15 protein-coding genes and 1 pseudogene are annotated in these 24,177 nt (G+C 56.2%); 14 read left to right on the forward strand and 2 right to left on the reverse strand.

Annotated elements, in window-relative coordinates:
- Positions 1 to 343 precede the first annotated feature (343 nt).
- The 6 genes from QKE19_RS10420 to QKE19_RS10445 all read left to right on the forward strand — a co-directional run bounded on the left by QKE19_RS10420 (position 344) and on the right by QKE19_RS10445 (position 7,313).
- Positions 344 to 1,609, forward strand: coding sequence for an aspartate kinase (locus QKE19_RS10420; protein WP_048733180.1), 1,266 nt, complete (start codon positions 344 to 346; stop codon positions 1,607 to 1,609).
- Positions 1,610 to 1,618: 9 nt separating this feature from the next.
- Positions 1,619 to 2,659 (forward strand): aspartate-semialdehyde dehydrogenase, encoded by a 1,041-nt coding sequence (locus QKE19_RS10425; RefSeq protein ID WP_048733178.1) that lies wholly within the window; start codon positions 1,619 to 1,621, stop codon positions 2,657 to 2,659.
- Positions 2,660 to 3,469: 810 nt separating this feature from the next.
- The gene (locus QKE19_RS10430; RefSeq protein ID WP_016421885.1) at positions 3,470 to 4,426 is read left to right on the forward strand and encodes an iron-siderophore ABC transporter substrate-binding protein; all 957 of its coding nucleotides are present in this window, start codon (positions 3,470 to 3,472) and stop codon (positions 4,424 to 4,426) included.
- 51 nt (positions 4,427 to 4,477) lie between these two features.
- Positions 4,478 to 5,473, forward strand: a complete 996-nt coding sequence (locus QKE19_RS10435; protein ID WP_222865141.1) for an iron ABC transporter permease — start codon at positions 4,478 to 4,480, stop codon at positions 5,471 to 5,473.
- Between the two features lie 5 nt (positions 5,474 to 5,478).
- The gene (locus tag QKE19_RS10440; protein WP_070603684.1) at positions 5,479 to 6,522 is read left to right on the forward strand and encodes an iron ABC transporter permease; all 1,044 of its coding nucleotides are present in this window, start codon (positions 5,479 to 5,481) and stop codon (positions 6,520 to 6,522) included.
- The gene (locus QKE19_RS10445; RefSeq protein ID WP_016421888.1) at positions 6,519 to 7,313 is read left to right on the forward strand and encodes an ABC transporter ATP-binding protein; all 795 of its coding nucleotides are present in this window, start codon (positions 6,519 to 6,521) and stop codon (positions 7,311 to 7,313) included. The genes QKE19_RS10440 and QKE19_RS10445 overlap by 4 nt, the downstream gene beginning before the upstream one ends.
- Here the strand turns inward: QKE19_RS10445 and QKE19_RS10450 are convergent.
- Together QKE19_RS10450 and QKE19_RS10455 are read right to left on the reverse strand one after the other, a co-directional pair.
- Positions 7,310 to 8,233 carry a siderophore-interacting protein gene (locus QKE19_RS10450; protein ID WP_016421889.1) on the reverse strand — a complete coding sequence of 308 codons (924 nt, stop codon included), beginning with the start codon at positions 8,231 to 8,233 and terminating at the stop codon, positions 7,310 to 7,312. The genes QKE19_RS10445 and QKE19_RS10450 overlap by 4 nt on opposite strands.
- Before the next feature lie 111 nt (positions 8,234 to 8,344).
- Positions 8,345 to 9,535 (reverse strand): annotated as a pseudogene (locus QKE19_RS10455) (IS3 family transposase); the annotation flags it as partial.
- A gap of 518 nt (positions 9,536 to 10,053) precedes the next feature.
- Between QKE19_RS10455 and QKE19_RS10460 the strand changes: the two are divergent.
- The 8 genes from QKE19_RS10460 to QKE19_RS10495 all read left to right on the forward strand — a co-directional run bounded on the left by QKE19_RS10460 (position 10,054) and on the right by QKE19_RS10495 (position 24,071).
- Positions 10,054 to 10,701, forward strand: a complete 648-nt coding sequence (locus QKE19_RS10460) for a hypothetical protein (protein WP_070603613.1) — start codon at positions 10,054 to 10,056, stop codon at positions 10,699 to 10,701.
- 929 nt (positions 10,702 to 11,630) lie between these two features.
- Positions 11,631 to 14,759, forward strand: coding sequence for a VaFE repeat-containing surface-anchored protein (locus tag QKE19_RS10465; protein ID WP_347890992.1), 3,129 nt, complete (start codon positions 11,631 to 11,633; stop codon positions 14,757 to 14,759).
- A gap of 9 nt (positions 14,760 to 14,768) precedes the next feature.
- Positions 14,769 to 15,524 carry a class F sortase gene (locus QKE19_RS10470; RefSeq protein ID WP_005511695.1) on the forward strand — a complete coding sequence of 252 codons (756 nt, stop codon included), beginning with the start codon at positions 14,769 to 14,771 and terminating at the stop codon, positions 15,522 to 15,524.
- A gap of 175 nt (positions 15,525 to 15,699) precedes the next feature.
- Entirely contained in the window at positions 15,700 to 16,059 is a 360-nt protein-coding gene (locus QKE19_RS10475; RefSeq protein WP_005511660.1) for a hypothetical protein, read from the forward strand.
- Positions 16,060 to 16,728: 669 nt separating this feature from the next.
- Positions 16,729 to 18,201, forward strand: coding sequence for a SpaH/EbpB family LPXTG-anchored major pilin (locus tag QKE19_RS10480; RefSeq protein WP_347890993.1), 1,473 nt, complete (start codon positions 16,729 to 16,731; stop codon positions 18,199 to 18,201).
- Positions 18,202 to 18,416: 215 nt separating this feature from the next.
- Positions 18,417 to 19,529, forward strand: coding sequence for a class C sortase (locus QKE19_RS10485; RefSeq protein WP_347890995.1), 1,113 nt, complete (start codon positions 18,417 to 18,419; stop codon positions 19,527 to 19,529).
- A complete protein-coding gene (locus QKE19_RS10490) occupies positions 19,522 to 20,421 on the forward strand; it encodes a surface anchored protein (RefSeq protein WP_259788638.1) in 900 nt (299 codons plus the stop codon). Before QKE19_RS10485 ends, QKE19_RS10490 begins: the two co-directional genes overlap by 8 nt.
- Positions 20,422 to 20,432: 11 nt before the next feature.
- A complete protein-coding gene (locus QKE19_RS10495; protein WP_347890997.1) occupies positions 20,433 to 24,071 on the forward strand; it encodes a SpaA isopeptide-forming pilin-related protein in 3,639 nt (1,212 codons plus the stop codon).
- Positions 24,072 to 24,177 lie beyond the last annotated feature (106 nt).

A 24,177-nucleotide genomic window follows, 5' to 3' on the forward strand; every position in this document is an offset into this window, starting at 1 on the left:
GCCTGTTTTTGTCATAAACTTAGTCAGTTTCACATTTGCAGCCCGCAGCAGCGTCCGATCCACACCCAACCGACACCCCAAACACCCCAAACACCCCAGCCGTCACACCCTTGCCGCGCAGTCGCGCCCAATCCACACCCCAAATACCCCAAACACCCAACCCACACCCGAAAACCGGCCACGATACCCCGCAAACCCCCACGCAACCCGATCCAAACCCTCCACACAACCCCCGCAAGCTACGTTTTGGTAACCCACTATGTAATTACGAATGCGACTCAAGTAAATTGAGTCAATAATAGTTACGTGCATATAGTTGCCTAGTTTTTGGAGGTTGCCGACCATGGCACTGGTTGTGCAGAAGTACGGTGGTTCATCCCTGGAGAGCGCCGAACGCATTCGTCGTGTTGCAGAACGAATTGTGGAAACCAAAAAGCAGGGCAATGACGTCGTGGTTGTCTGCTCGGCAATGGGCGACACCACCGATGAGCTTCTGGACCTCGCTGAGCAGGTCAACCCGGTCCCGCCGGGACGCGAGATGGACATGCTCCTGACCGCCGGTGAGCGTATTTCTAATGCGCTGGTCGCTATGGCAATCGCAAGCCTCGGCGCATCGGCCCGTTCTTTTACCGGTTCGCAGGCCGGCGTAATTACTACGGAGCGCCACGGTAACGCCCGCATTGTCGAGGTCACTCCGGGCCGTGTCCGCGAGGCTCTCGACGAGGGCCACATCTGCCTGGTGGCCGGTTTCCAGGGTGTGAACCGCGAGACCAAGGACGTCACTACGCTGGGCCGTGGTGGCTCGGATACCACTGCGGTCGCTCTCGCGGCAGCTCTGGAGGCAGACGTCTGCGAGATTTACTCCGACGTGGATGGCGTGTACACGGCGGATCCGCGCATTGTGCCGGATGCACAGCGCTTGGACACCATTTCCTTCGAGGAGATGCTGGAGATGGCCGCGGTTGGCGCGAAGATTTTGCAGCTGCGAAGTGTCGAATACGCCCGCGCGTTTAACGTCCCGTTGCGTGTGCGTTCGTCGTATAGCAATGAACTTGGCACCCTTGTTGATGGATCGATGGAGGATATCCCTATGGAAGAAGCAGTGTTGACCGGTGTGGCTCATGACCGCTCCGAGGCGAAGGTGACCGTGCTGGGCATTCCGGATGATCCGGGCCAGGCGGCGAAGATGTTCCGTGCTGTTGCGGATGCGGAGATCAACATCGATATGGTGCTGCAGAACGTCTCCACCGTCGCGGATAACCGCACTGACATTACTTTCACGTGCCCGCGCGAGGATGCTCCGAAGGCGATGGCGTTGCTGAAGAAGCTGCAGGCTGACAACGACTGGAAGGACGTGCTTTACGACGATCACGTGGGCAAGGTCTCCTTGGTCGGTGCTGGCATGAAGTCCCACCCGGGTGTGACTGCGACGTTCTGTGAGGCGCTCGCTGATGAGGGTGTGAATATCGATCTGATTTCCACTTCTGAGATTCGTATCTCGGTGCTGGTTAATGACCAGGATGTCGACAAGTCTGTGAAGGCCCTGCACGACGCTTTCAATCTCGGTGGCGACACTGAGGCTGTTGTTTACGCTGGTACGGGACGTTAAGGAGTTCTAATGACCACGATTGCTGTTGTTGGTGCCACTGGCCAGGTTGGTCGTGTGATGCGCACCCTGTTGGCGGAGCGTAATTTCCCGGCCGATAAGGTTCGTTTCTTCGCTTCTGCCCGTAGCGCGGGCAAGGAGCTGGAGTTCCGCGGCGAGAAGGTTGTTGTCGAGGATGTCGCGGCTACTTCTGACGAGGATCTGAAGGGCATTGATGTCGCGGTGTTCTCCGCTGGCGGCACGCTGTCGAAGGAGCAGGCTCCGCGTTTTGCGGCTGCTGGCGCTGTTGTTGTTGATAACTCGTCGGCGTGGCGTAAGGATCCGGAGGTCCCGTTGGTGGTCTCCGAGGTCAACCCGGATGCTTTGCAGGACATCCCGAAGGGAATTGTCGCTAATCCGAACTGCACCACGATGGCCGCGATGCCGGTGCTCAAGCCGCTTCACGACGAGGCCGGGTTGCAGCGTCTGCGTGTGTCCTCCTACCAGGCCGTCTCGGGTTCGGGCCTTGCTGGCGTGAATACTCTGGCTGGCCAGGTGCGCGAGAACATCGACAACCTGGAGAAGCTGACCACTGATGGTTCGGCTCTGGTTGCGGAGGACTTTGGTCCGTATGTCGCACCGATTGCTTTCAACGCGCTGCCGGTGGCTGGAAACTTTGTTGATGACGGTTCACTGGAGACCGATGAGGAGCAGAAGCTCCGCAATGAGTCCCGCAAGATTCTGTCTATCCCTGAGCTGGCTGTTGCTGGTACTTGTGTGCGTGTTCCGGTGTTCACTGGCCACACGCTGGTGATTCACGCTGAGTTTGAGAATGCGCTGTCCGTGGAGAAGGCAACCGAGCTGCTGGAGTCCGCGCCGGGCGTGAAGGTCGTTGACGTTCCGAATCCGCTTGCCGCCGCTGGTGTGGATGAGTCCCTGGTGGGTCGTATCCGTGTCGATCAGTCGGTTCCGGAGGGGCGTGGCCTGGTGCTGGTTGTCTCTGGCGACAATCTGCGTAAGGGCGCTGCTCTGAATACCATCCAGATTGCGGAGTTGTTGGTCGCTGACCAGTAGTTGAGCGCAGTACTTAAAAGCGCAAAAAGTTAAGCCTCGGCACTTAGCGAACTTCGTGCTCTCAATGACAACTACTCCCCACTAGTCGGTAACTGATTTCTCAGTCCAACTAATGGGGAGCAGTTCACATTGTTGCGGTAGGGGGGCCTATTTTTTCTTATTGACGCCCACGCTTTCCGCTTGGCTGCAGCGCCAGCGGAATGTGAGATTGTGCGAGCGCAGTGCTGGGGGGATTGCGTGACGGGAGGCGCCGGCGCCCTATTTGGTGGCGTGAGGATGTGCAGATGTCGCTAGACCGGGAATGCGTGGCCGACGGCGCCGTATTTGGGGCGCTAGCAGGGGTGAATGTCGCTAGAACGGGAATGCGTTAAAGACACTGATTTGCAGCTCCGCAAAACTGCAGGTCAGGGAATTGACGCAAAATTCGGAGGCGCGCCTGTGCTGACAGATTCCCGTTCTAGCGACATTTCGACCTTCGAAGTGCAACTTTTCCGACAGTTGGTGCCACGAGTTGCAATAGCGCGAGCATCTCGGCATTGAGAGCCAGGGTGGCTAGGGTGGCCAGGGCGGTGACAGTGGCCAGGGTGGCTAGGGTGGCCAGCGTGGCGACGGTGGCCAGGGCGGCGATGGAGTCGGTAGCGGCCGAGCAGGAAGCGGACTAATTTAGGGTAGCCTGTTGTGTGGTTAGCCTTACCTGTGTAATATAGGCTCGATTGCTGTGTTGGCCGTAGCCGAAAGAGGCCATCAGTCTCTTGGGGCTACGGGTACTTTACAGCGTTTCAAAGAGTTCCTTACGCGTTAGGCTTTCACATGTTTCGAAACAATTCGCTGACCCGTCGAGCGGCGCTGAAGACCGCCGCTGTCTTGGCAGCATCCACTCTTGTTCTGTCTGGTTGCTCCCGAGGCGACGACGCGGCGGCGTCAAAAAATGAGGGCACCGGGGACGAGCGCATCGCCGCAGTTGGCCTGGGAGACAGCGATACCTTGCTCGCTCTAGGCATCCAACCAGTCCTCGTAGCGCCCTGGGGTGCTGAGGGAGATGTTGATGCATCTGGCGTCGGCCCATGGGCTACCGAAAAGCTCGGCGACAACAAGCCTGAAGTGGTTTACGGTACTGCCAACGGATTCACTGCTGAAATCCTGGAGAAGATCTCCGCCGCTGATCCGGACAAGATCATTGCGGTGAACTCTGCCGTAGACGCGCAGGCGAAGAAGGCGCTTAATGACATCGCCCCAACCACCGTTAAGCCAGACGGTGCCACGGACTGGCAGATCCCCTGGCGGGATCAGGTCAACCAGATCGCCGGCGCTGTAGACAAGCAAGAAGAAGGCGACAAACTCGTCGAAGAAACGCAGAAGGCCTTCGATGATTTCCAACAGCAGCACCCTGAGCTCAAAGGCAAGCGTGCGGCTATCGTCATGCCTTATCAGGGAAAGATCGGCCTGTACACCTCCGGTGACGGTCGCGGGCAGTTTATCAAGAGTCTGGGCTTCGAGATCCCGAAGGAGCTCGAAGGTAACGGGGGCGAGTTCTACCGCGACATCGCACCTGAGAACTACAGCGACCTCAACAACGTCGATTACCTCTTCATCCTTGATTACCAGGGTGCCGCCGATACCTTGAAGAAGGATCCAACATTCAGCAAGCTGGACGTTGTTCGCGAAGGCAAGGTCCGCTGGATGGACGAAAACGTGGGCAATGCAATGAGTATGCCGAACCCATTGACCATCCCCTGGGCAGTCGACAAGTTCTCTGACGCAATTTAATTGAAAGTGTCCGTTTCAAGAGCTCGACATTCTTTGGTGTTTTCCCGGCGTTTGCTTACTTCGGCCGCACTCGTTGGCTTGGCTTTGCTGCTGCTTGCCTCCCTGTACTTGGGTTCCAAAGATCTTTCCATTGGCGAAGTGACCAGCATCCTCATGCATGGTCCGCACCCATCTACGCAATCCGGCATCATTTGGGACTTGCGCGTTCCGCGCACCCTCTTGGCTGTGATCACAGGCGCAGCCCTGGCTATGGCGGGTGCCATTGCTCAGAGCTGGACCCGCAACCCCCTGGCAGATCCCGGCATTATCGGCGTGAACGCTGGAGCAAGTTTCGCAGTCGCTGCGGCACTGACCTTGGGCTGGGCAACGACGGTCGGGGAGCGGACACTTGTAGGGCTCGTCGGGGCGGCCGTCGCTGCCTTAATCGTGCTGTTGATTTCCCGCGTATCGCGTAACCCGCTAACTCTGGTACTCGTGGGCGTGGGAGTTACCTTCGCCCTGCAAGCGGCCACGAATATGCTGAGCCTCTATTCTTCCGACACCCTGGAAGGGCTCCGCCGCTGGACCGTTGGCTCTACAGCTGGGCGGGGTATGGAAGACGTGGCCTTAGCTGCTTTAGGTCTAGCACTAGGTGCTCTATGTGGTGCGCTTGCAGCACGCCCGCTGGATCTACTTGCGATGGGAGAGGACTCCGCCCGTTCCCTTGGCAGCTCGCCCACGAGAACCCGCTTGTTGGCTGCCGCAGCGGTGATCATCCTCGCCGGCTCGGCGACAGCCACTGTGGGGCTTGTGACATTCGTGGGCTTCGCCGTGCCACACCTACTACGCCCGTTTACCGGCCCGTCCCTGACTCGCCTCTTGCTGCCGACCGGCATTGTTGGTGGCGCGGCTGTGTTGCTAGCCGATATTGTGGGCCGCTTCGTCCTGCAGCCTAACGAGCTGGAAATGTCCATTGTCTTAGCTATTGTCGGTGCCCCAGTGATGATTCTGGCGGTGCGACGTAAGAAGAGTTCACCGACCTCGAATGACTCGGAGCTGACGATATGAGCGATATGACGTCTATCCGTAGTATTAAGCGTTCACGAAGCAGACGCGTCCTGGCGGCTTCGGCAGGGTTCGCCCTCGTAGCGGCTCTTTGTTACTGCTTAATCCTGGGGCAAGGAGCGGTGAAGCTCAGCCCGATGGAAGTCATCGAGGTTCTCACCGGTGGGGGCACACAGCAAGCAATCAACGTGGTGTGGGATCTCCGCCTGCCTGTAGCAATCGCTACCGTTCTGGTCGGCGCGGCTCTAGGGCTGGCAGGTGCGTGGACTCAGACCATGGCCCGCAATCCGCTGGCCAGCCCGGACATTCTCGGTGTATCCGGCGGCGCGGCGGTTTTGGTTGTGGCGGGCACCGTAGTTACCCGCCCTGCATGGAGTGAGGGGGTGCCGACGTTCTGGTGGCGTGCTGCACTCGCTTTGCTTGGCGCACTAGTGATCGTTGGTTTGCTCGTTCTACTCGGTGGCTTCGGGACGTCGCAGCGCGTAGTGGTCATCGGCCTGGCACTGTCTTTCCTCACGCAGTCTTTAGTGCAGTATCTCCTGCTCCGGGCTGACTTAACTCGTGCCACGGATGCCCAAACTTGGCTCGCTGGGTCTACCGGCTTTGTGCGTATGGAAGCTTTGTTTCCTATGGTGTTGGGCCTGTTGCCCTTCGTAGTTTTAGGCCTCTGTGTTACGCGCGATGTCCCTCTTCTTTCTCATGATGACGCCACCGCGTCCACACTTGGGGTAAATGTCACGAGGGTGCGCGCTATTTTGCTCATTGCCGCAACGGGCATTGTCGCGGTGGTGGTTTCCTTTGTCGGCCCAATTGGATTCGTGGCACTATTGGCTCCTCAGCTGGCCAAGCTGGTGGCCGGAACGCCCACGCCCCATCCGTTGTGCTCTACTTTTGCAGGCGCTGCTCTATTAGCTGCGTGCGCCGTCGTGGCGGGCGCACTGCCATTTACATCCCCTGTGGGTTTGGTTACCGCCATCATCGGTGGCCCCGCGTTGGTGTTGCTTGTGTGGTTGGCGGCCCGTCGCGGAACTCTGAAAGGAATGGTTCAATGAACGTTCAAGTTGATCACGTCACCGTGGGCTACAACGACGGCCCAAGCATTGTTAAGGACGTGTCTTTCACTGCAGAGCCCGGGAAGGTCACCACGCTCTTAGGCCCCAATGGTTGTGGCAAGTCGACGTTGCTCAAGACGCTTTCTCGGCTGCTTGCTCCCGCCGAAGGACGGGTTCTTGTAGAGAAAAAGGACGTGCATAGTTTGCGGTCGCGCGAAGCCGCCCAACTAATTGCGCTTTTGCCACAACACCCGCTGTGTCCGGCGGGATTGACCGTTGGAGAACTTGTGGAGCGCGGACGGCACCCTTATCGTCGATCGCTCTGGGGTGGGGGAGCGACGGCGTCAGAAGATAAAGAAAAAGTGCGCGAGGCGCTGAAGAAGACGAAGGTTGACCATCTTGTTGCCCGCGACGTGGCGGAGCTTTCTGGCGGCCAGCGGCAGCGGGTCTGGATGGCGATGGTGTTGGCGCAGGATACGCCAATTGTGCTGTTGGACGAACCGACTACCTACCTAGATCCGGCACATGCGATAGAGATTCTAAGTATCGTGCGGGAGCTCGCTCAAGAGGGCAAGACGGTGATTACCGTACTTCATGATCTTGGCCTGGCGGGAGCTTTTAGCGACGAGATGATCGTCATGAAGGAAGGGGAAAAGATCGCCGAGGGTTCTCCAAAGGAGGCTCTGACGGTGGATGTGTTGCGCGAGGCATATGGCCTGAATGCCGAGGTGTGGGAAGATCCCCGCGGTATGGCTCCGATTATTGTGCCGCGAGGGATTGTGGCTAATTAAGGCCGTGCCCTGCCTAGGAACCAATAGGGGCACCACTGCACGGATTCGCTATTGAGGCCCCAGGTGTGAATTGCGTGGCGCCGTACTTCCTTGCAGAGCTGTCCTTCACCCGCGACCCAGACGTACTTCGACTGTGTTGCGGGGTGTTCGGCACGGTCCAGTTGCTGTAGGTGGGACATCACTGCCGTGCTGAAGTCCGTTGTAGCGCTAAACAGCACTTCTAGGCTGCCCAGCTTGCTCTCCCAGTCGGCGACGAGGGATGGCTCGAGGTCACCATGGTTCTCGGCGACCACTACGAGGTGTATGTCGCGCAACTGTTCCGGGGCAAACGCATCCGCGTAATCCAAAATGGCGCGAACGGAAGGTACGGCAGATGGGTCTGCGATAAGTGTTTGTGAACTTTGCGCGCGGTGCCAGAGGCCCTGGCATGTCCAGATGCCTACCTGGTCGCCAACACGAGTTGCAAGAGCCCAGGCGAGCCCTGGTCCGACGTGCTCATCCTTTGGATTTTTGACGCCATGTGTCGCCACGTCGAAAGTTATCTGTCCGCACTCGGGATCGAGTGAGCGTACGGTGTACCAACGTAAATTTGGGCGTTGGGTCTCCGGCATGGCTGTAACGCTTGCGCGGATATTGGCGCCACCTCCGTGGAGGGGTAAATGGAGATTCTCGCCGGGCTTAGCCGGCATAAAGAGGCCAAAGAATTCGTCCGGGCCGGAAAGCTGAAAGCCGACTAGCTCGGGGGAGCGGATGACAATCCTCTGCAGGTTTTCTGCCGGGGCGCTGACGTCATAAACAGTGGCGCGGATGATTCGATGGTGCGGTTCAGAAGGGGCGGCCAAGAGTAGGTGGTCAGAAAAGGCCGCGCGGTAGGCGGAAGTGTTCGTCGGAGTGTTCAGGGTAACTGGGTTCGAGGTCATAGTGGGAGTTAACTTACCCTTACCTAAAGCAAAAGTGAAAGGGTGAGGGGCAGAAAAAGCCCCGCGGGGATCCGAGGTGAACTGGTCCCCGAAAGTTGGACTGGTTTAACTCTAGGCGGTTAGGGCTTCAAGGGTCTGATTTCGATATTGCATCGGGGTCAGGCCCTTGAGTCGTTGTTGGACGCGTTCGGTGTTGTACCACCCGATGTACTCATCGATCGCCTGGTTGAACTCTGCGACAGTGTCGAAGACTTCTCCGTGGTACATCTCGGTTTTCACGTGGCCGAAGAAGTTCTCCATGACCGCGTTGTCGTAACAGTTGGCTTTACGCGACATCGACTGAACACCGCCGTTGTCGCCGATCAGGTCACGCCACGAGGCATGCTGGTACTGGAAACCTTGATCGGTGTGCATCATCCACCCGGGTTCAGGTGCCCACGCCGCGATCACCTTGGGCAAAGAATCGGTGGTCAACGCTGTCGACGGCGATGTAGCCACAGTGTGGGCAACGATTGAGCGGTCGAACAAGTCCATCACCGGTGACAGGTAGACCTTGCGGCCTGCAACCCTGAACTCGGTGACGTCGCTGACAAAGACGGTATTTGGCTGATCCGGGGTGAATTTGCGGTCAAGCTTGTTGTCGGCAATGTGGCTGATCGTCCCGGTGTAGGAAACATAAGGTCTACGTTGGCGGATCTTGGCTCGCAGCCCCATCTCGCACATGAGTTTGTAGACGAGTTTGTGGTTGACCACCCACCCCTGGTTACGCAGGTCAAGTAGCACTCGCCGGTAGCCGTAGCGATGCTTGTTACGCTCGAAGCTTTCCCGAATCGCTTGCTTGAGCTCGGCGTGCTTATCTGGCTTACTGAGTCGTTGCTGGTGGTAGAAGAACGTCGACCGTGGCATACCTGCTGCCTCTAGGAGGTACTCCAAGCGGTGGTGCGACTTGAGGATGACAATCGCCTGGACTTTCAGGCGCGTCCCTGATTCCTCAAGTCCCGCAATTTTTTTTAGATAGGCATTTTCGGCCCGCAACCGTTCGTTTTCGCCACGCAGCTTGTCTTCCTCCGACAGCGGCTTCGGCGTGACCGATCCTTTGGGTCTGCCCTTCGGCTTCGGTTTCAACGCGTCATCGCCGTCTTTGCGCCATTTCCACGTCCACCCGCGGACCAGCTGCTGTGATGACAGGCCAAATTCGCGCGCAAGATCCATCGCTGTCTCGCCAGCAAGGTGGCGTTGGACAACTTCCTTCTTGATTTCAAACGAGTACTGCTGCTTTGTCGGTTTCTCCACAAGACATAGCCTGCATGCAGCTTAAACCGACGACAGAGCATACGGGCGGCATACTTGGAGACACCAAGGGCATTGGCAGCGGCTGTATAACCCATGCCTTGCTCAAATAGTTCAACCAACTGCTCGCGCTGATATTCACTTAGCGAACTTCGTGCTCTCAATGACAACTACTCCCCACTAGTCGGTAACTGATTTCTCAGTCCAACTAATGGGGAGCAGTTCATTAGGTGCCGGGGCTTTTCTGCTGGAAAAGGCGAGCCTGGTTTGGGGTGACCAAAAGGCTAGCAATGTGACCCGTGACATGCGACGTTTGGGCAAAAGTGCAGGTTAAATTTTGCCGTTTTTCTATTTCCAATTTCCTGGCTGAAGTGCGTCGATTTTCTATATTGTGACCGTTTTTCATCACCGGTACGGTTTTCGTGTGAGCACGGCAGTGGCCGCAAAGGAGAAGGCGAGAAGCCCTTTACCTTCAGCTCTGGGCATCGCGCCACACCATCTATCTACACTTCATTTTCTAAAGGATCATCATGGATAACCTGTGCAATATCTGCGAACTGATTTCCTCCTTGCCAGCACCGGCTCCGCTGCCGGTACCTGAGTTCAATGTGAACTTCCCGGAGGGCCCACTGGTTCAGGTTGACTCTCTGTTCCCGAACTTCCACTCTCTGACTGAGGGCGGCAACCTGGGTCTGCAGAACGTCGGTGGCGATCAGGACAACGCTCTGCAGAACGTTGGCGGCAACCAGGGTCTCCAGAACGCTGGCGGCGACCAGCTGAACGGCGGCGACCAGATTGGCGGCGACAAGCTGGACAAGGGCGACAAGGTCGGCGGCGACCAGGTTAACGACAAGGGCCAGATTGGTGAGCGTCAGTCCGGTTTCCAGACCGGTGGCCAGGACCAGAGCCTGCAGAACGTCGGTGGCGACCAGGGCCTGCAGAACGGTGGCCAGGAGCAGGGTCTCCAGACCGGCGGTAAGAACCAGAACGGTCTCCAGACCGGCGGCCAAGAGCAGGGCATGCAGACCGGCGGTAAGAACCAGGGTGGCCTCCAGACTGGCGGTCAGGAGCAGGGTGCCCAGACCGGTGGCAACAACCAGGGTGGTCTGCTGGCCGAGGACGGTGCAGGTGACAACCTGCCAGTCGACCTGGACCTCACCGGTGCAAAGGCTATCTAAGACCGTCTAAGCCGACTTAGGCACTGCACTGCGCAGCTATTAGCTCTCGCGGCAGTTAATGCGTAACAGCGCACGAGCGCCTTCTCACTCCTTGTGGAGTGGGGAGGCGCTTTTTTTGCGTCTATAGCTGGCGACGTTGGGTCGATCCGAGTTACTGACTGCGTTTATGACAAAAATGGCCCGAAAAATGGCTTGAAAGTGTCATAAACTCGCACAGTTTCACATTTGCAGCCCTCTATTCAGGCGCGATTTGCATAACGTGATCTGCTGGAATGTCTTGAATCGGACACATTTTTGTCTATTAACCGCGGATGGAGAGGGCTGGGGCGGAGACGCAAATATTTATGCAGCCGCAATTAAGGCCCAATTATGTGGCTTATTAAATGCGCCTAGGGGTGTTTTTGCAAATGGCTCAGAGGTGTCATTATTGCGTCCGGAAAATTATTGGGGTGCATTTTCATTAGGTGGGGGTGGGGTGTTGGCTGTGCCTTATCTCACAATTATAAGAATCGTGACATGGGAGACATTTCAACCCGAATTAATGGGTGGAGATTTATTAAAAAATCTTCATATCTGCAGGTAATGGAGGTTTATCTGGGCTGAATGGCTAGGTGTTGTAGAGGAAGGTGGAATGTTGGTATTTGTCCGGTATCCATATGGCTACCCCAGAAAAAATATGTAAACAACAATTATTGGCATTGAAATAAAAGGAAATAGGGGTGCTAATTAAATGGTCTAACAAACATAAAATGTATTTGTTATATTCGGGGGCGGCCAACGCTATAAATGAGAATTAGAAGGCGATGTCAACTGGGCTACCTGTGATGGGGGCTGGAGACGCTTATGCGTGGTCATTGATTGTTCATTGAAGGCTGGAAAGGTAGCGAAAGGTGTATAACGCACTGAAATCGAAGGAAGGGGGAGGGCTCATGTTCGGTCGTTTTACAAACGAGAAGCGCTGGTTGGCGCTTTTTAGCTTCATGGCTGTGCTCGCTCTTTTCTTCGCTAAATCTCCAATAATTGCGCATGCGCAGGATGCAGAAGACACTGGCGAAACCCTGACAATCCAGAAGATTTTGAGTGTTCCTGGAACCGTTAAGGGTGTTGAAGCCAATGGAAATGTCCGTGATTTTGGGCCACTCATTGCGGCATTTGACGAGGCTGCAACTCCATTTGGTAGCCACAAAATGGGTTACTGCATTGAGGCCAGCGTCGCCGGTGATCTTTATGACACCGGTCGTGTGCAGAACTTCAGTCAGTTCTCGCGCAGTACAGATACCAATAACAAGCTGCGGAACGACTTTGACCGATACCGGAAGCTCAACTGGATTGCGCACCACGGTTCTCCAGCTGTTGGTTTGGATGAACTGGGGAAGGCAGCTGGAGTTAAAGGACGTCTGAATGTGCTGGACGCCAATAACGCAACTCAGTTCGCTCTGTGGCACTTCTCCGATGACATTGACTTCTCCCAGGGCATTCACAACCCATCGACGAAGGCTGTCTACGACTACCTCACTGGTCCGGCTAACGTCGGTCAGGGCACTGTCGACGGTACGAACCGCACTGGCTACATTTTCAACAATGGTAAGAAACAAGACATCATTGTGATTGACAATGTCACTCCGTCTTCCGGTGAAGTTCCGGCAGAGCCGACGAAGCCGTCCGAGCCAGAAAAGCCATCTGAGCCGGAACAGCCAACCGAGCCGGAAAAGCCGACTGAGCCGGAGAAGCCGACTACTCCGACCACGCCTGCGGAGACCACGACTCCGTCCGAGTCGACCAAGCCGTCTGAGCCAGAAAAGCCGAAGACGCGTAAGCCGTCGATCTCCACGCAGGCTCGCCTGAACGGCAACAAGATTGTTGCGGGCGCTGTGGTTAAGGACATCGTGAAGTTCACCGACCTTGTTCCGGGTAAGAACTACCGCCTGGACGCCACCCTGGTGGACAAGATCAATGCTGATCGCATCCTGGGTACCGGCAGCGTCGAATTCACTCCGGAGACCTCTTCGGGTGAGCAGGCCGTCATGATTACCGTCTCCGATGATGTAGATGAGCCGGTATCCGCTGCTGTTGCATTTGAAAAGCTGACCTCGACAGAGGTCACCGCCGATGGCCAGGACAACACCGATGGTCAGCGGGTAGAAATCGCTACCCACGAGGACATCAACGACGCAGCTCAGACCGTTCACGGCGAAAAGCCGGAGCAGCCGTCGACCTCCGAAGAGACCCCGACGAGCGAAGAGACGACCGAGGAGACGACCGAAGAAACAACGGAGCCGTCGTCCAGCGAGACCGCTACTTCTGAGACCAGTGAGTCTGAGACTCCGACGACGTCGGAAAGCGAAGAGCAGCCGAGCTCTTCGACGACTACTCCTAACACCTCCGAGTCCACGAAGCCGGCCGCTCCGACGGAACCGACCGAGCCGACTGACAGCACTGAGTCGCAGACCACGGAGCCGAGCGAGCCGACTGAGACTACCGAACCGTCCAAGCCGAGCGAGCCCGCTGATACGCCGCTGGAGCCGGAGCTACGCACGGTAGCTGAGCTTCAGGGCAACCGCATTGAGGCTAATGCCAAGGTTGTCGACACCGTACATTTCGAGGGCCTGGTGCCTGGTAAGAACTACACCCTCTCCGGTGAACTTGTTAATAAGGCTGATGGCTCTGTGATTGGTCATGGCGAGGCGACGTTCAAGCCGACGTCGGCAAGCGGTACTGTGACTGTCACTCTTGAGGTGTCTGACTCTGTTAAGACTCCTGTTGCCGAGGCTGTCGTGTTCGAGCACCTGACCTCTGATGAGGTTGACTCGACTGGTAAGGAAAGCGCTGGTCAGGGCAATGAGATCGCTGACCACGCAGACATCAACGACGCTAGCCAGACCGTGACCGGCGAGGTTCCGGAGAAGCCGGAAGACACTCCGACTGAGGAAAGCGAAACTCCGTCCGAGGAGACGACCGCACCGGAGACCAGCTCGACTGAGCCGACCACGTCCACGGTTCCGGCAACGCCGAGCGACGATGAGCCGTCCGAGCAGCCGGAGACGACACAGCCGGAAGAGCCGTCTGAGACGACAACTCCGTCTACGTCCGAGTCCGAAAAGCCGAGCAAGCCGAGCAAGCCGTCGAAGCCCGCTCAGCCGAAGAAGCCGAGCAAGCCGTCGAAGCCCGCTCAGCCAGAGAAGCCGAGCAAGCCGACTAAGCCCGCTCAGCCGGAAAAGCCGTCCAAGCCGGCCAAGCCTGCCCAGCCAGAGAAGCCGAGCAAGCCCGCTCAGCCAGAGAAGCCGAGCAAGCCCGCTCAGCCAGAGAAGCCGAGCAAGCCGACTAAGCCCGCTCAGCCGGAAAAGCCGTCCAAGCCGAGCAAGCCTGCCCAGCCGGAAAAGCCGAGCAAGCCGAACCACCCGAGCACCCCAGCTCAATCTGAGGACAACCCAGCTATCACGACTACTGCCGGTATTGCCGGCAAGGGTCTGGTCGAGAAGGGTGCTGTCGTCATCGACACCGTGCACTTCACTGGCCTGAAGCCGGGCACGAAGTACACGTTGACCGGTGAGCTGATGTGCAAGGAGACGGGCAAGTCCACTGGCGCTAGGAGCCGCCTGCACTTTGTGCCGACGGCATCCGCCGGCACGGTTGATGTTCCGATCATCATCACCGACGGCGACTGCGCTTCTCAGGTTGCCTTCGAGACTCTGACCGATGCCAATGGCAAGGAAGTTGCTGTCCACAAGGACATCAACTCTGCGGAGCAGACTGTCACGAACGGCAAGACCCCGGAGAACACGCCATCTGAGCATCCAAAGGATGAGGGCAAGCAGAACACGCCTAACGACGATTCCTCTGCACCTACCAGCGACTCTGCCACCCCGACCACTGTGATTAATCAGCACTCGGAGCAGAACAACACCAACGTCACCATCATCGGTGGCACTGGCCAGGATAAGCAGAAGAACCACGGAAAGCCGTTGGCTCCGAACTCGGAACGACGTGCAATTAGTTCGGTTCCGTCTGGCCCGACCGGTTTGGCTACTCACGCTCTGCCGACGGTAGCCACCAACTAAGGAGATTCCATGACTGATCAGTTTGGCTCGGACGAGACCGGCAAGGAACCTGGAAACACACCAGGCATCGAACCGGAAACCGAAACTGGCGCACTCGACCACGTTGATCCGTTTGACCAGGCCGAAGACCCGGCCGACAGCCAAGTCGAAGACCTGCAGGACGTGCCTTGGTGGAAGCAGCCAAGGGTGTATATCGCCGCTATCGCATTAATCGGCGTTATCGCTCTGCTGGTGATTGCCCAACTGCACCGCAATGATTCGGCGCTCGAAGGTGCGCAAGAGAATCTGCCCACTCCAGCACAGGGTTCTCGGGGAGCTGTGCACGAGATGGAGATGCTCATTGACGGTAAGTCGGCTCCGATTGATTTCGTTCAGCTGACTGATCAGGGATCTCTGATTCCTCCGACCGACGTTTCGCGCCTGGGCTGGTATTCCGCCTCCGCGATTCCCGGTGAGAAAGGTGCTGCTGGATCGTCCGTCATTACCGGCCACGTCAATGAGGTGGACCAGGGCGATGGTTACGCTGCACGTTTCGCTGACCTGAAGGCTGGTGACACTGTCACGGTGAAGGTAGATGGCGAAAGCCGAGACTTCACCGTCAGCAAGGATCCAATCCAGGTGGTCAAGGGCGCCCAGATGCCCGAGGCTGTCAACGACGCAGTTGGTGAGAACCGCTTGGTCCTCATCACCTGCGGAGGCGAGTTCGTCGGCGGCACCTTGGGTTACGCCGACAACATCATCGTCGAGGCCACTCCAGTGCGCTAATCCAGTGCGCTAGATCAGAGCACTAGGGCGCTGGGGCTCAGCCTCAACTAGTTGACCAATTTCATTGGCTGTGGCTGTTGAACGCCGTCGAACAACGGCGGCGCCGGCAGTCGCAGAAAAACACAGAACAAATCTGCAGAAACCCTGCAGAAACACAGAAGATAAGGAAGTACCTATGAGCATGTTGAAGAAAATCGGTGTCTGGGGTGTGGGCGCACTCGTGCTTGCCGCTCCGGTTGCCACTGCCGCACAGGCAGTAGCTGCACCTGCAAACTCTGCTGACACTGCAGTTGTCGCTCCGGGCAAGGGTGGGTTCCTCCACTCGGGCAAGCTAGCCGTCAACCGCTACGTCTTCGAGCTTGAGCACCGCGATGGCAAGGACTACGTCAACATCACCTTCACCGGCGATCACAGCGCTGACGTGCAGATCATGCCGGATGGCATGACCCCTGAGGGCAAGAAGAAGGTCGATCAGATTGGTGACGTTCTCAAGCTCAACGGCTACAACGATGTTCACTACTGGGCGGTTCTCTAAACGCCTCTTGTGACGCCACAGCGCGCCCCGTGTCGCTTACTGCCTCTGTGCTTTACAGGTCCTAGCACAGGGTGGTGCACCGCGGGGCGTTTTGCTTCAAACGGTTTTTGCTTTCGCTTACCGACGATGCTGTGACAGCAAACACAAGAAGGTTGATAAGTCCTCATTTTCCCGGCGTGCTCTGCGGCGGTAATGGTTAGACATAGGAGCCATCGCTATAGGGCAATTGCCTACCCCCATTTTTGGGTGGGTTTGATTGTGTGGGGAATTGAGAGGGGTTTGGCCGCGATTGGAAAAAACCGCTGTGACCTCGATAAAAAGATATTAATCTCTTGCAATTCTTATGTTTGTGTAGGTTTCTTGGATGCTTGGTTTGGCGGTGTGTAACCGTCGGGTATCGATTGGAAGTGAAACGAGTTAAGTTATTTATAAGCGGTTCACTGAGCGCTATTAACCGAGCGAGCAATGGGCTTGAGCTGCAATGTTTCGACCAGCAAACATTAAAGTTCATAACGCTTAGGCTTAAAAGGTTAGACAGACTGGTCTTTCCCTTAAGGAAAATCTCAGTTTTGGCAAGTCGGGGAACGTTGGTGTCGCCGTCTGGAGTGAATCGCGAGACGTATTGAAGCGTGTCGCTTCATTTTGGACTTCTGTAAAGGACCTGTTTTCGTGAATAAGTTCTCTCGTACCGCCCGCTCGGTAACCTTCGCCGCCATCGTCGGCCTGTCGATGGGCGTCTCTGCTCCTGCTGCTATTGCTCAGCCTGAAGAGCCTGCTGTTGAGCAGGGGGCTGTCAACAAGGCAAACATCGATTTCAACAAGAAGGGGTCGATCACCCTCCACAAGAAGAAGGGTGCTGAGTCGGACACTGCGGCTACCGGCCAGGAGATGGAGGGTGTACCGGGCGAGCCGCTCGCTGGTGTGACCTACAAGATCACCAAGCTGGATTACGACCTGCAGAATGGTGACTGGTCGACCTTCCCGAAGTCGGCTGCAGATGTCAAGCAAGAGAATAAGACTACTGACGTCAAGACGGGAACCACCGGTGCCGATGGCAAGGTGTCCTTCGACGGCCTGGATCTGGGTATCTACCTGGTCGAGGAAACGGACGCTCCGGCCGGCATCGTTGCTGGTGCTCCGTTCATCGTTTCTGTTCCGATGGTCAATGAGGCTTCCGACGCGTGGAACTACGACGTCGTTGCTTACCCGAAGAACACGGAGACCAAGACCGAGAAGACCGTCAAGGATGCAGATAAGCACATCCAGGACGCATACACCTACACCATTAACGCTGACGCTCCGACCTGGGGTGAGGGTAAGAGCCTGACCGCCTTCCGTTTCGAGGACCAGCTGGATCAGCGCCTGGACTTCCAGAAGGTTACTGAGGTCAAGGCTGGTGACCAGGTTCTGACTGCTGGTGACTACAAGGTCAACGACCCGGCTGCCAACAGCAATAAGCTTGTTGTCGAGCTGACCGATCAGGGTCTGGCCAAGGTTAAGTCCGGTGACAAGATGTCCCTGACCTTCGAGGTCAAGCGCAAGGAGGTCGGTGACACCACTGAGCTGAAGAACCAGGCTGACGTTATCTTCAACAACCCGAATACCGGTAACGAGGTCAAGAACAAGACCAACGAGGTCGTGACCTACCACGGCAAGCTGAAGGTTGTGAAGAAGGACGGCAAGGAGGCCGGTAAGGTCCTGGAAGGTGCGGAGTTCGAGCTCTACCAGTGCACCTCGGCAACTGACCTGGGCGCGAAGCTGAAGGTCAAGGACCAGGACAAGTGGACCACCGGTGCTGACGGTACTTTCACCATTGATGGTCTGCACCTGACTGACTTCGAGGATGGCAAGGAAGCCCCGGCAACCAAGAAGTTCTGCCTGAAGGAGACCAAGGCTCCTGCTGGCTACGCACTGCCGGAAAAGGATGTCACTGAGATTGAGTTCACTCGAGCCAATGTATCTGCAACCGGTGAGCGCGAGGGTGACGATGAGGTCACTTTGGTTTCTGAGATTGAGAACATCAAGCAGGACACTCCAAACCTGCCGATGACTGGTGGTGCCGGTGTCGGCATCCTGGCTGCCATCGGTGCAGCTATCGTCGCAGCTGGTGCATGGTTCGCTCGCCGCGGATCGAAGAACTAAATCCGAGTTTGTACTCGGTGCCTTAGAGCGAAAGCCGCTCTAAGGACGGTGAAGCAGGGTACGCGTTGTGTACCCTGCTTTGCCTAGCGCACTGTGGTCAGTGCGCTGCTGTTGTGATTGATTTTGGTTGTCTGCGCAGTGGCAATTGGCGGCGGGTTTGGTGTATCTGGCTGTTGAAGGCTATGCGTATTTAGGAATCTTTGGGGAGTTGTCCCGTGGAACAGTCGTCTGCTTCGGTAGTCGAGCTGGATGCTAGCCAGCAATCAGAAAAGCCGGCCCGTAAAAGCCTTACGCTGCCCGCAATTATTGTTGTAATCGGCTTGTTGGTCATGCTGTACCCGGTGGTGTCGACAGCATGGAACAACATGAACGCGTCGCGTGCCGCGCGAGCGTATGCGCAGTTGGATAAAGACATTCCACAAGATGTGAAGAACACACAGTGGGAACGGGCGCATGCGTACAACGAGGGCCGCGATACCGGTCCAATCCTGGACCCGTGGTTGAACCGCATCCATGCGGATAATCCCGAGTACGCAGAGTACTTAAATCAACTAAATGAGACCGAAGCGATGGCTCGGTTCATTTTCCCATCCATCAATGTAGATTTGCCTGTACTGCATGGAACCTCGGATGAGACCCTGCAACGTGGTTTAGGTCATTTGTATGGATCCGATTTACCGGTCGGCGGCGTCGGAACGCATTCGATTATCACTGGGCACACTGGTCTGTCGAACTCAACAATGTTCGACCATTTAGCCAAAGCCCGTGAAGGTGACGCCTTTTATATTCAGGTGTCCGGTCATCGGCTCAAGTATGTAGTCGATCAAATTAAGGTCGTTCTGCCACACGAAACTGACGATTTGAGGCCTGTGCCCAATCAGGACTACGTCACGCTTATTACGTGTACGCCCTATGGCATTAACACCCACAGGCTTTTGGTGCGTGGCCATCAAGTGCCGCTGAATGAAGCGGATGATGAAGTTTTCAGTAAGACCCACGGTGCGGGTTGGCAGTGGTGGATGTACACCTTGCTTGTAGTCGTGCTAGTGCTTGGCACCGCTTTTGCCTGGTGGGTATGGCGTCAACGCCAGCTGGAAGATATTGACGACGCCTTCGATGAAGACAATCACGACGGCGATATGGCCGAAGATTCCTTTGATAACTATGACGGCGATCAGGCCGACGAAAGCGTTACCAGCCATCGCGCTGGCGGTCGCCACAGGCGCACGAGAAAGCGAGCTGAAAAATCGGATCCGTCGCAGCCGCAATCAGCTTCCGAGCAAGACGGAGACGATGAAGACCGCTGGTGGGAGCATGACAATGATTAATAACCGTGATAACCGGCTGAACAGCGTAGTTGCAGGAACCATTGCGCTTGCTTTCACCTGCGCTGGCCTTGGGGCAGGTGCGGATATCGCGCAGGCTGTCCCTGTCGCAGGACGTGACGGCGTGGCGGGAGTCGAGCAGTCTGTTGGCACGAATGTGCTGAAGATTCGTTTGACCAAGGGAAACCCCGATGATGACGGTCAGACTGTCGCAGGTTCCGTTGAGGGAGTGACCATTCACCTAGATCGGTTGGAGGGGATTGACCCCAAAAATCCAGCGGATATGAAGCGAGTGGAATCGGCCCGCCTTGACGAAATCCAAAAATGGAACAAGGACTTAAACCTTTCCAAGGTGACAGATGCCAACGGCGAGGTTCAGTTTTCCGGGCTTGTCGACGGTATCTACCTTGTGACCTCAAGTGCGCCGGACGGTAACTACCGTGAAATCAACGCTTTCCTGGTCGCGGTACCTTTCCACACAGTGACGGAAGACCCCAACCCGGTTGAAGGTGTCATCGTGGCGAAGTCGCATACGCCGGGTAAAACTCCACCACCGACGACGCCTCCCAAGACACCGCCGACGACGCCGACGACACCCCCCAAGACACCGCCGACGACGCCGACGGACACTCCTCCGACGACTCCGGAGGATGGTAGGACTACTCCGGCGACAACGCCTACTACTGCGCCGACCAAACCTCCGAAGACACCGGTTGGCGAATCGGCGTCAGGTTCAAGTCAAGGCCAGTCTTCATCGTCAGGGACATCAGGTTCTCTGGCGCTGACAGGTGTGCAGGTTGCTGGATTGGTGGCGGCAGCTGCCGCATTAATTGGTGCGGGCTTCATCATTATTGCGGTGAGCAGGAAGAAAGATAAAGGAAGTGAGGGACGCTAATGTCCTGGACAATGTTTAGCAAGCCGAAATCCGCGCGGCGAAATGCGCGCGTGATGGCGTCGGTCGCTGCGGCGCTGACCCTCACTTTTGGTGTTGTCATGCCGGCAGGTATGCCAGAGGTGGCTGGTGTTGTGGCGGAAGCGCAGACCACTGATATCGGTGTGGCGTTGACGTCAGGCGACCAGTTAACGGTTACCAGCGGTGATACCGCGAAGTTTGAAGGAAAGTTTGCCAGTGATGCAACTCTCAACGGAATGGAGATCACTGCAGATAGCGCCTCTGATTTGGAGTTTGCCGACGGCAAGTATTCGTTGACCGTCAACGGTAAAAAGATTGCTCTCCGTGAGGGAGACAATCTAGGGGTCGATGTTTCTTCGAATCCCGTGAAGTTCAGCATTACGGGGTTGAACGCTAAGGTCGTCGATGGGGCAACGTTCGTTTTTGAGACCCCCGAAATTTCGAGTGGCGCTATCTTCAGCGATACGTCGGTAGCAGCATCAGGCGAGATTGCTCAGACTTCTGAAACCCCTAAGCCAGATAATTCGGAGTCCGCTGAACCAGCTGAGTCTTCTAGCGGGGTCGAGCGGGAAGACGACTCTGTTGCGGCTGATGCACCAGATGTTCCGGGAGTGGAGGCCGGTGAGCCACCGCTTGAGGTGTCAGAGCCCTCTGCTAATGATCCGGTAGCGGCACCTCGTGCTGCACAACCGCAGCGTGCGCCACAGAGGATGGCGGCACCTGCGGCAGCCGATGCCGCCTATAGCTTTAGGATTGCAAAGAATAACGGAGATACGAACGGTACTGGGTATGTGCTCAAAGGCAGTCGCTACATTCCCACCTTCGTAATTCCCGCAGACCAGTTGTCGAATGGGACGATTACTCTCCCCAAAGACACGGAAGTCATTCTTGAAACGAACATTGATAGTTACATGTCTAAGGACTCGGCAGACATGATTGTTTACTACACGGGTACGAATGGAGGATGGTACGAGACCAAAGCTACGTACAAAAGAATCAGCAATAAGAAGTACCAGGTAATCCTGCCACAGATCTCGATTGGCGGTCCTGCGCAGATTCAGTTTATGGGGCTGCATCGAGGCGGAACCAACACCGTATATTCGGCGACGTTCAACCTTCCCACGCCGCCGCCGATTCCGAAGTGTGAAAATCCGACTCCAGAGACGGAAGTGGTGCGCAAGGCTGCACCGCGTCAGCTGACGGCAGAAGAGTTTGCCTACGGCAGCCCGGTGTACGTTGTCACTGGTACGCCGAAGGATCTTAAGCGCGATACCTCGATTTTGAGCCGACAAGTTGATCAAGGTAAGGCCTACCATGAGGTCGGTCGTTCGCCGTGGGTGTATAACTCCCTAATGTATGACCCCAATGACAACTGGCTCTACGCAGTAAGTCAGAAGCGCGGTCTGAATGGTGACAACTGCTATCCGGCAGGTAATCTGCTTCAAATCGATCCCGGAACCGGTGAAGTACACAACCTAGGTCCGATTAAGAAGCCAGGAACGCAAACTACCGCATTTGAAACTGAAGGCGACCGCGACTTCTCGAATGCGGGTGTCTGGACCGAAAATGGTTACTTTGTGGCAAATGCGTCAACATCCGGTAGTCGTAAGTTCTACCGTGTGAACACGGACAATTCCACAGCAGAGCGGGTATTCGGTAACCAAATCTCATTTGCCGAGGACTGGGCAGTACTCCCGGACGCACCACGGTACATGTGGGGCTTCCAGAGTAAGGCCGGTTCAAAGGATAGGGTGATTCTGGAGCGCATCGACACTGCAACAGGACAAATTTCTACCTGGGATTTGTCCAATTTGACCACACTCGATGGTCGCCGAATTGTGTTTTCGTCGGCATCGTGGGGTAAGGCTTGGACTTACTCGAACGGAAACCTAGGTTTCGGTGCGGGTAGTGACCAGGCTGGTCAAAATGGTTTTGAGCTAAAGATTGATAATCCTTCCTCCAGCCAGCCGACCTTTGAGTTGGTTAACATTCTGAATAATCTTCCGGATTCGTTCAATACTGATGCTGCCTCTAGCCTGGTGGCACCACCGCCAGAGTTTCAATCAAACCTCGCTGTGAAGAAGCTCCGCTCGAAGACGGAGATAATCAATGGTGAACCTAGGACTTTCTGGACGATTACGGTAGAAAACACAAGCGATCACCCGAGCTCTGGTGGCACTTTCTACGAGTACCTTCCAACAGATACTCATTTCGGTATTAATAGGAGCGGCCCAACCGCAAAGTTCGAGGGCTTTGGTCCCGGTTCTTCGTTGGTCAACGGGCGTAAGCCTGGACCGGACCAGATTGGTGCCGGCAGTGGCATTTTGGCAGGTATGAATGCGGAAGCACCATCCGGCGGCGAAGGAAAATACATGACCGGCTATGTCGGTACGATTCCTCCCCATGCAAAGGTTGAATTCGTTGTATCCGCTCCAGTGCGTACAGATGAACACGGCAACCTTAAGACGGTATGTAGCCCTAACCGTGTGAAGCTCGTCGCAACAGACTCCGAGTCGGGTCCGGGTGACGCGGACAATGTCTCCACCGAAGCTTGCGTAGACAAGGTTGCGGTAGATACAGAACCTCAGCCGGTACCGGGCACGCAAAACGAATTTACTGCAAGGTACAACGTGGTCGTGGAGTACCCCAAGACTCCGGGATACGAGTCGAACGAAGTCGTCTATGGACAATTGCTAGACACGCCGAAGTTTGTCGGTGCGGCGGCCGTCACCGGGGCAACGGTAGTGTTCCGCGACGAATTTAACCGCCTAAGTGAGCCTAGGGATTTCCGTGGCCCAGGTCCGTATGCATTAAATGGCAACAACACTCCGAAGATTACGAAACCAGAAGGTGTTGACGGTAGTACCGGCAAGCATGTCTATGAGGTCACTGTTCGTTTCACTCTCGACGCATCGAAGTTGGATGAAACATCTGTGCCTGAAGGGCACCCATCAGAGCCGTCCGGTAACTACCGTTGCTATGAGGAGAATGGTCTCTACGAACCCAACTTTGGCCTTATGAATGAGGCAGAAATGGGTGGTTGGAAGGATACCGACTGCATCCCGTTGACCCCTCCAGAAAAGAAGATGGGAATCTTCTTGGAGAAGGTCAGCTACAACCCGGATGCGCCGGATCAGATTCAAACCGGCGGACTGCTCGACGGTGCAGAGTTTGCAGTTCACCGTGCCGACCCCAATGGCGCGCTGAACTTGAATTCTGACGGAAGTGTCAACCTTGATACGAACCCAGTAGTGCGACAGTCTCAGACAAACACTGCGGGCCGTGTTGGACTCCAGGGCCTGGATGCGCCGGGTGTTTACTACCTGATTGAAACTAAGGCACCGCAGGGTTACAACTTGCTCGTTGAGCCCATTAAGTTCTCCACGGCGTGGGATGAAAAGGGCAATGCGATTATCGAAGTTCTCTCCGGTGGCGGTGTCGCGGTGTCTGGAAATCAGTGCGATAAGACTGGCATTCCAGAGTGTGATTCGAAGGTGGGCATTTTGCAGATTGCCGATGTGACCAAGGGCGAAATGCCTAAGACTGGTGGCAACGGTGTGGCACTGTGGGCGATGGCTGGTGCTGCTTTGGCAGCTGCCGGAGTCTTCGCAATGCGACGCCGTAACGCTTAAGAGCTAGGGATTCGGAGGGAGCCAATTCCCTCTGACGAATCAAGCCCGCCTCTCCTACTGAGTAATCGGTAGGAGAGGCGGGCTTTCGCCTTTGGCTATCGGTGAT

The organism is Corynebacterium sp. c8Ua_99 (assembly GCF_039907185.1).
Taxonomy (GTDB): domain Bacteria; phylum Actinomycetota; class Actinomycetes; order Mycobacteriales; family Mycobacteriaceae; genus Corynebacterium; species Corynebacterium jeikeium_D.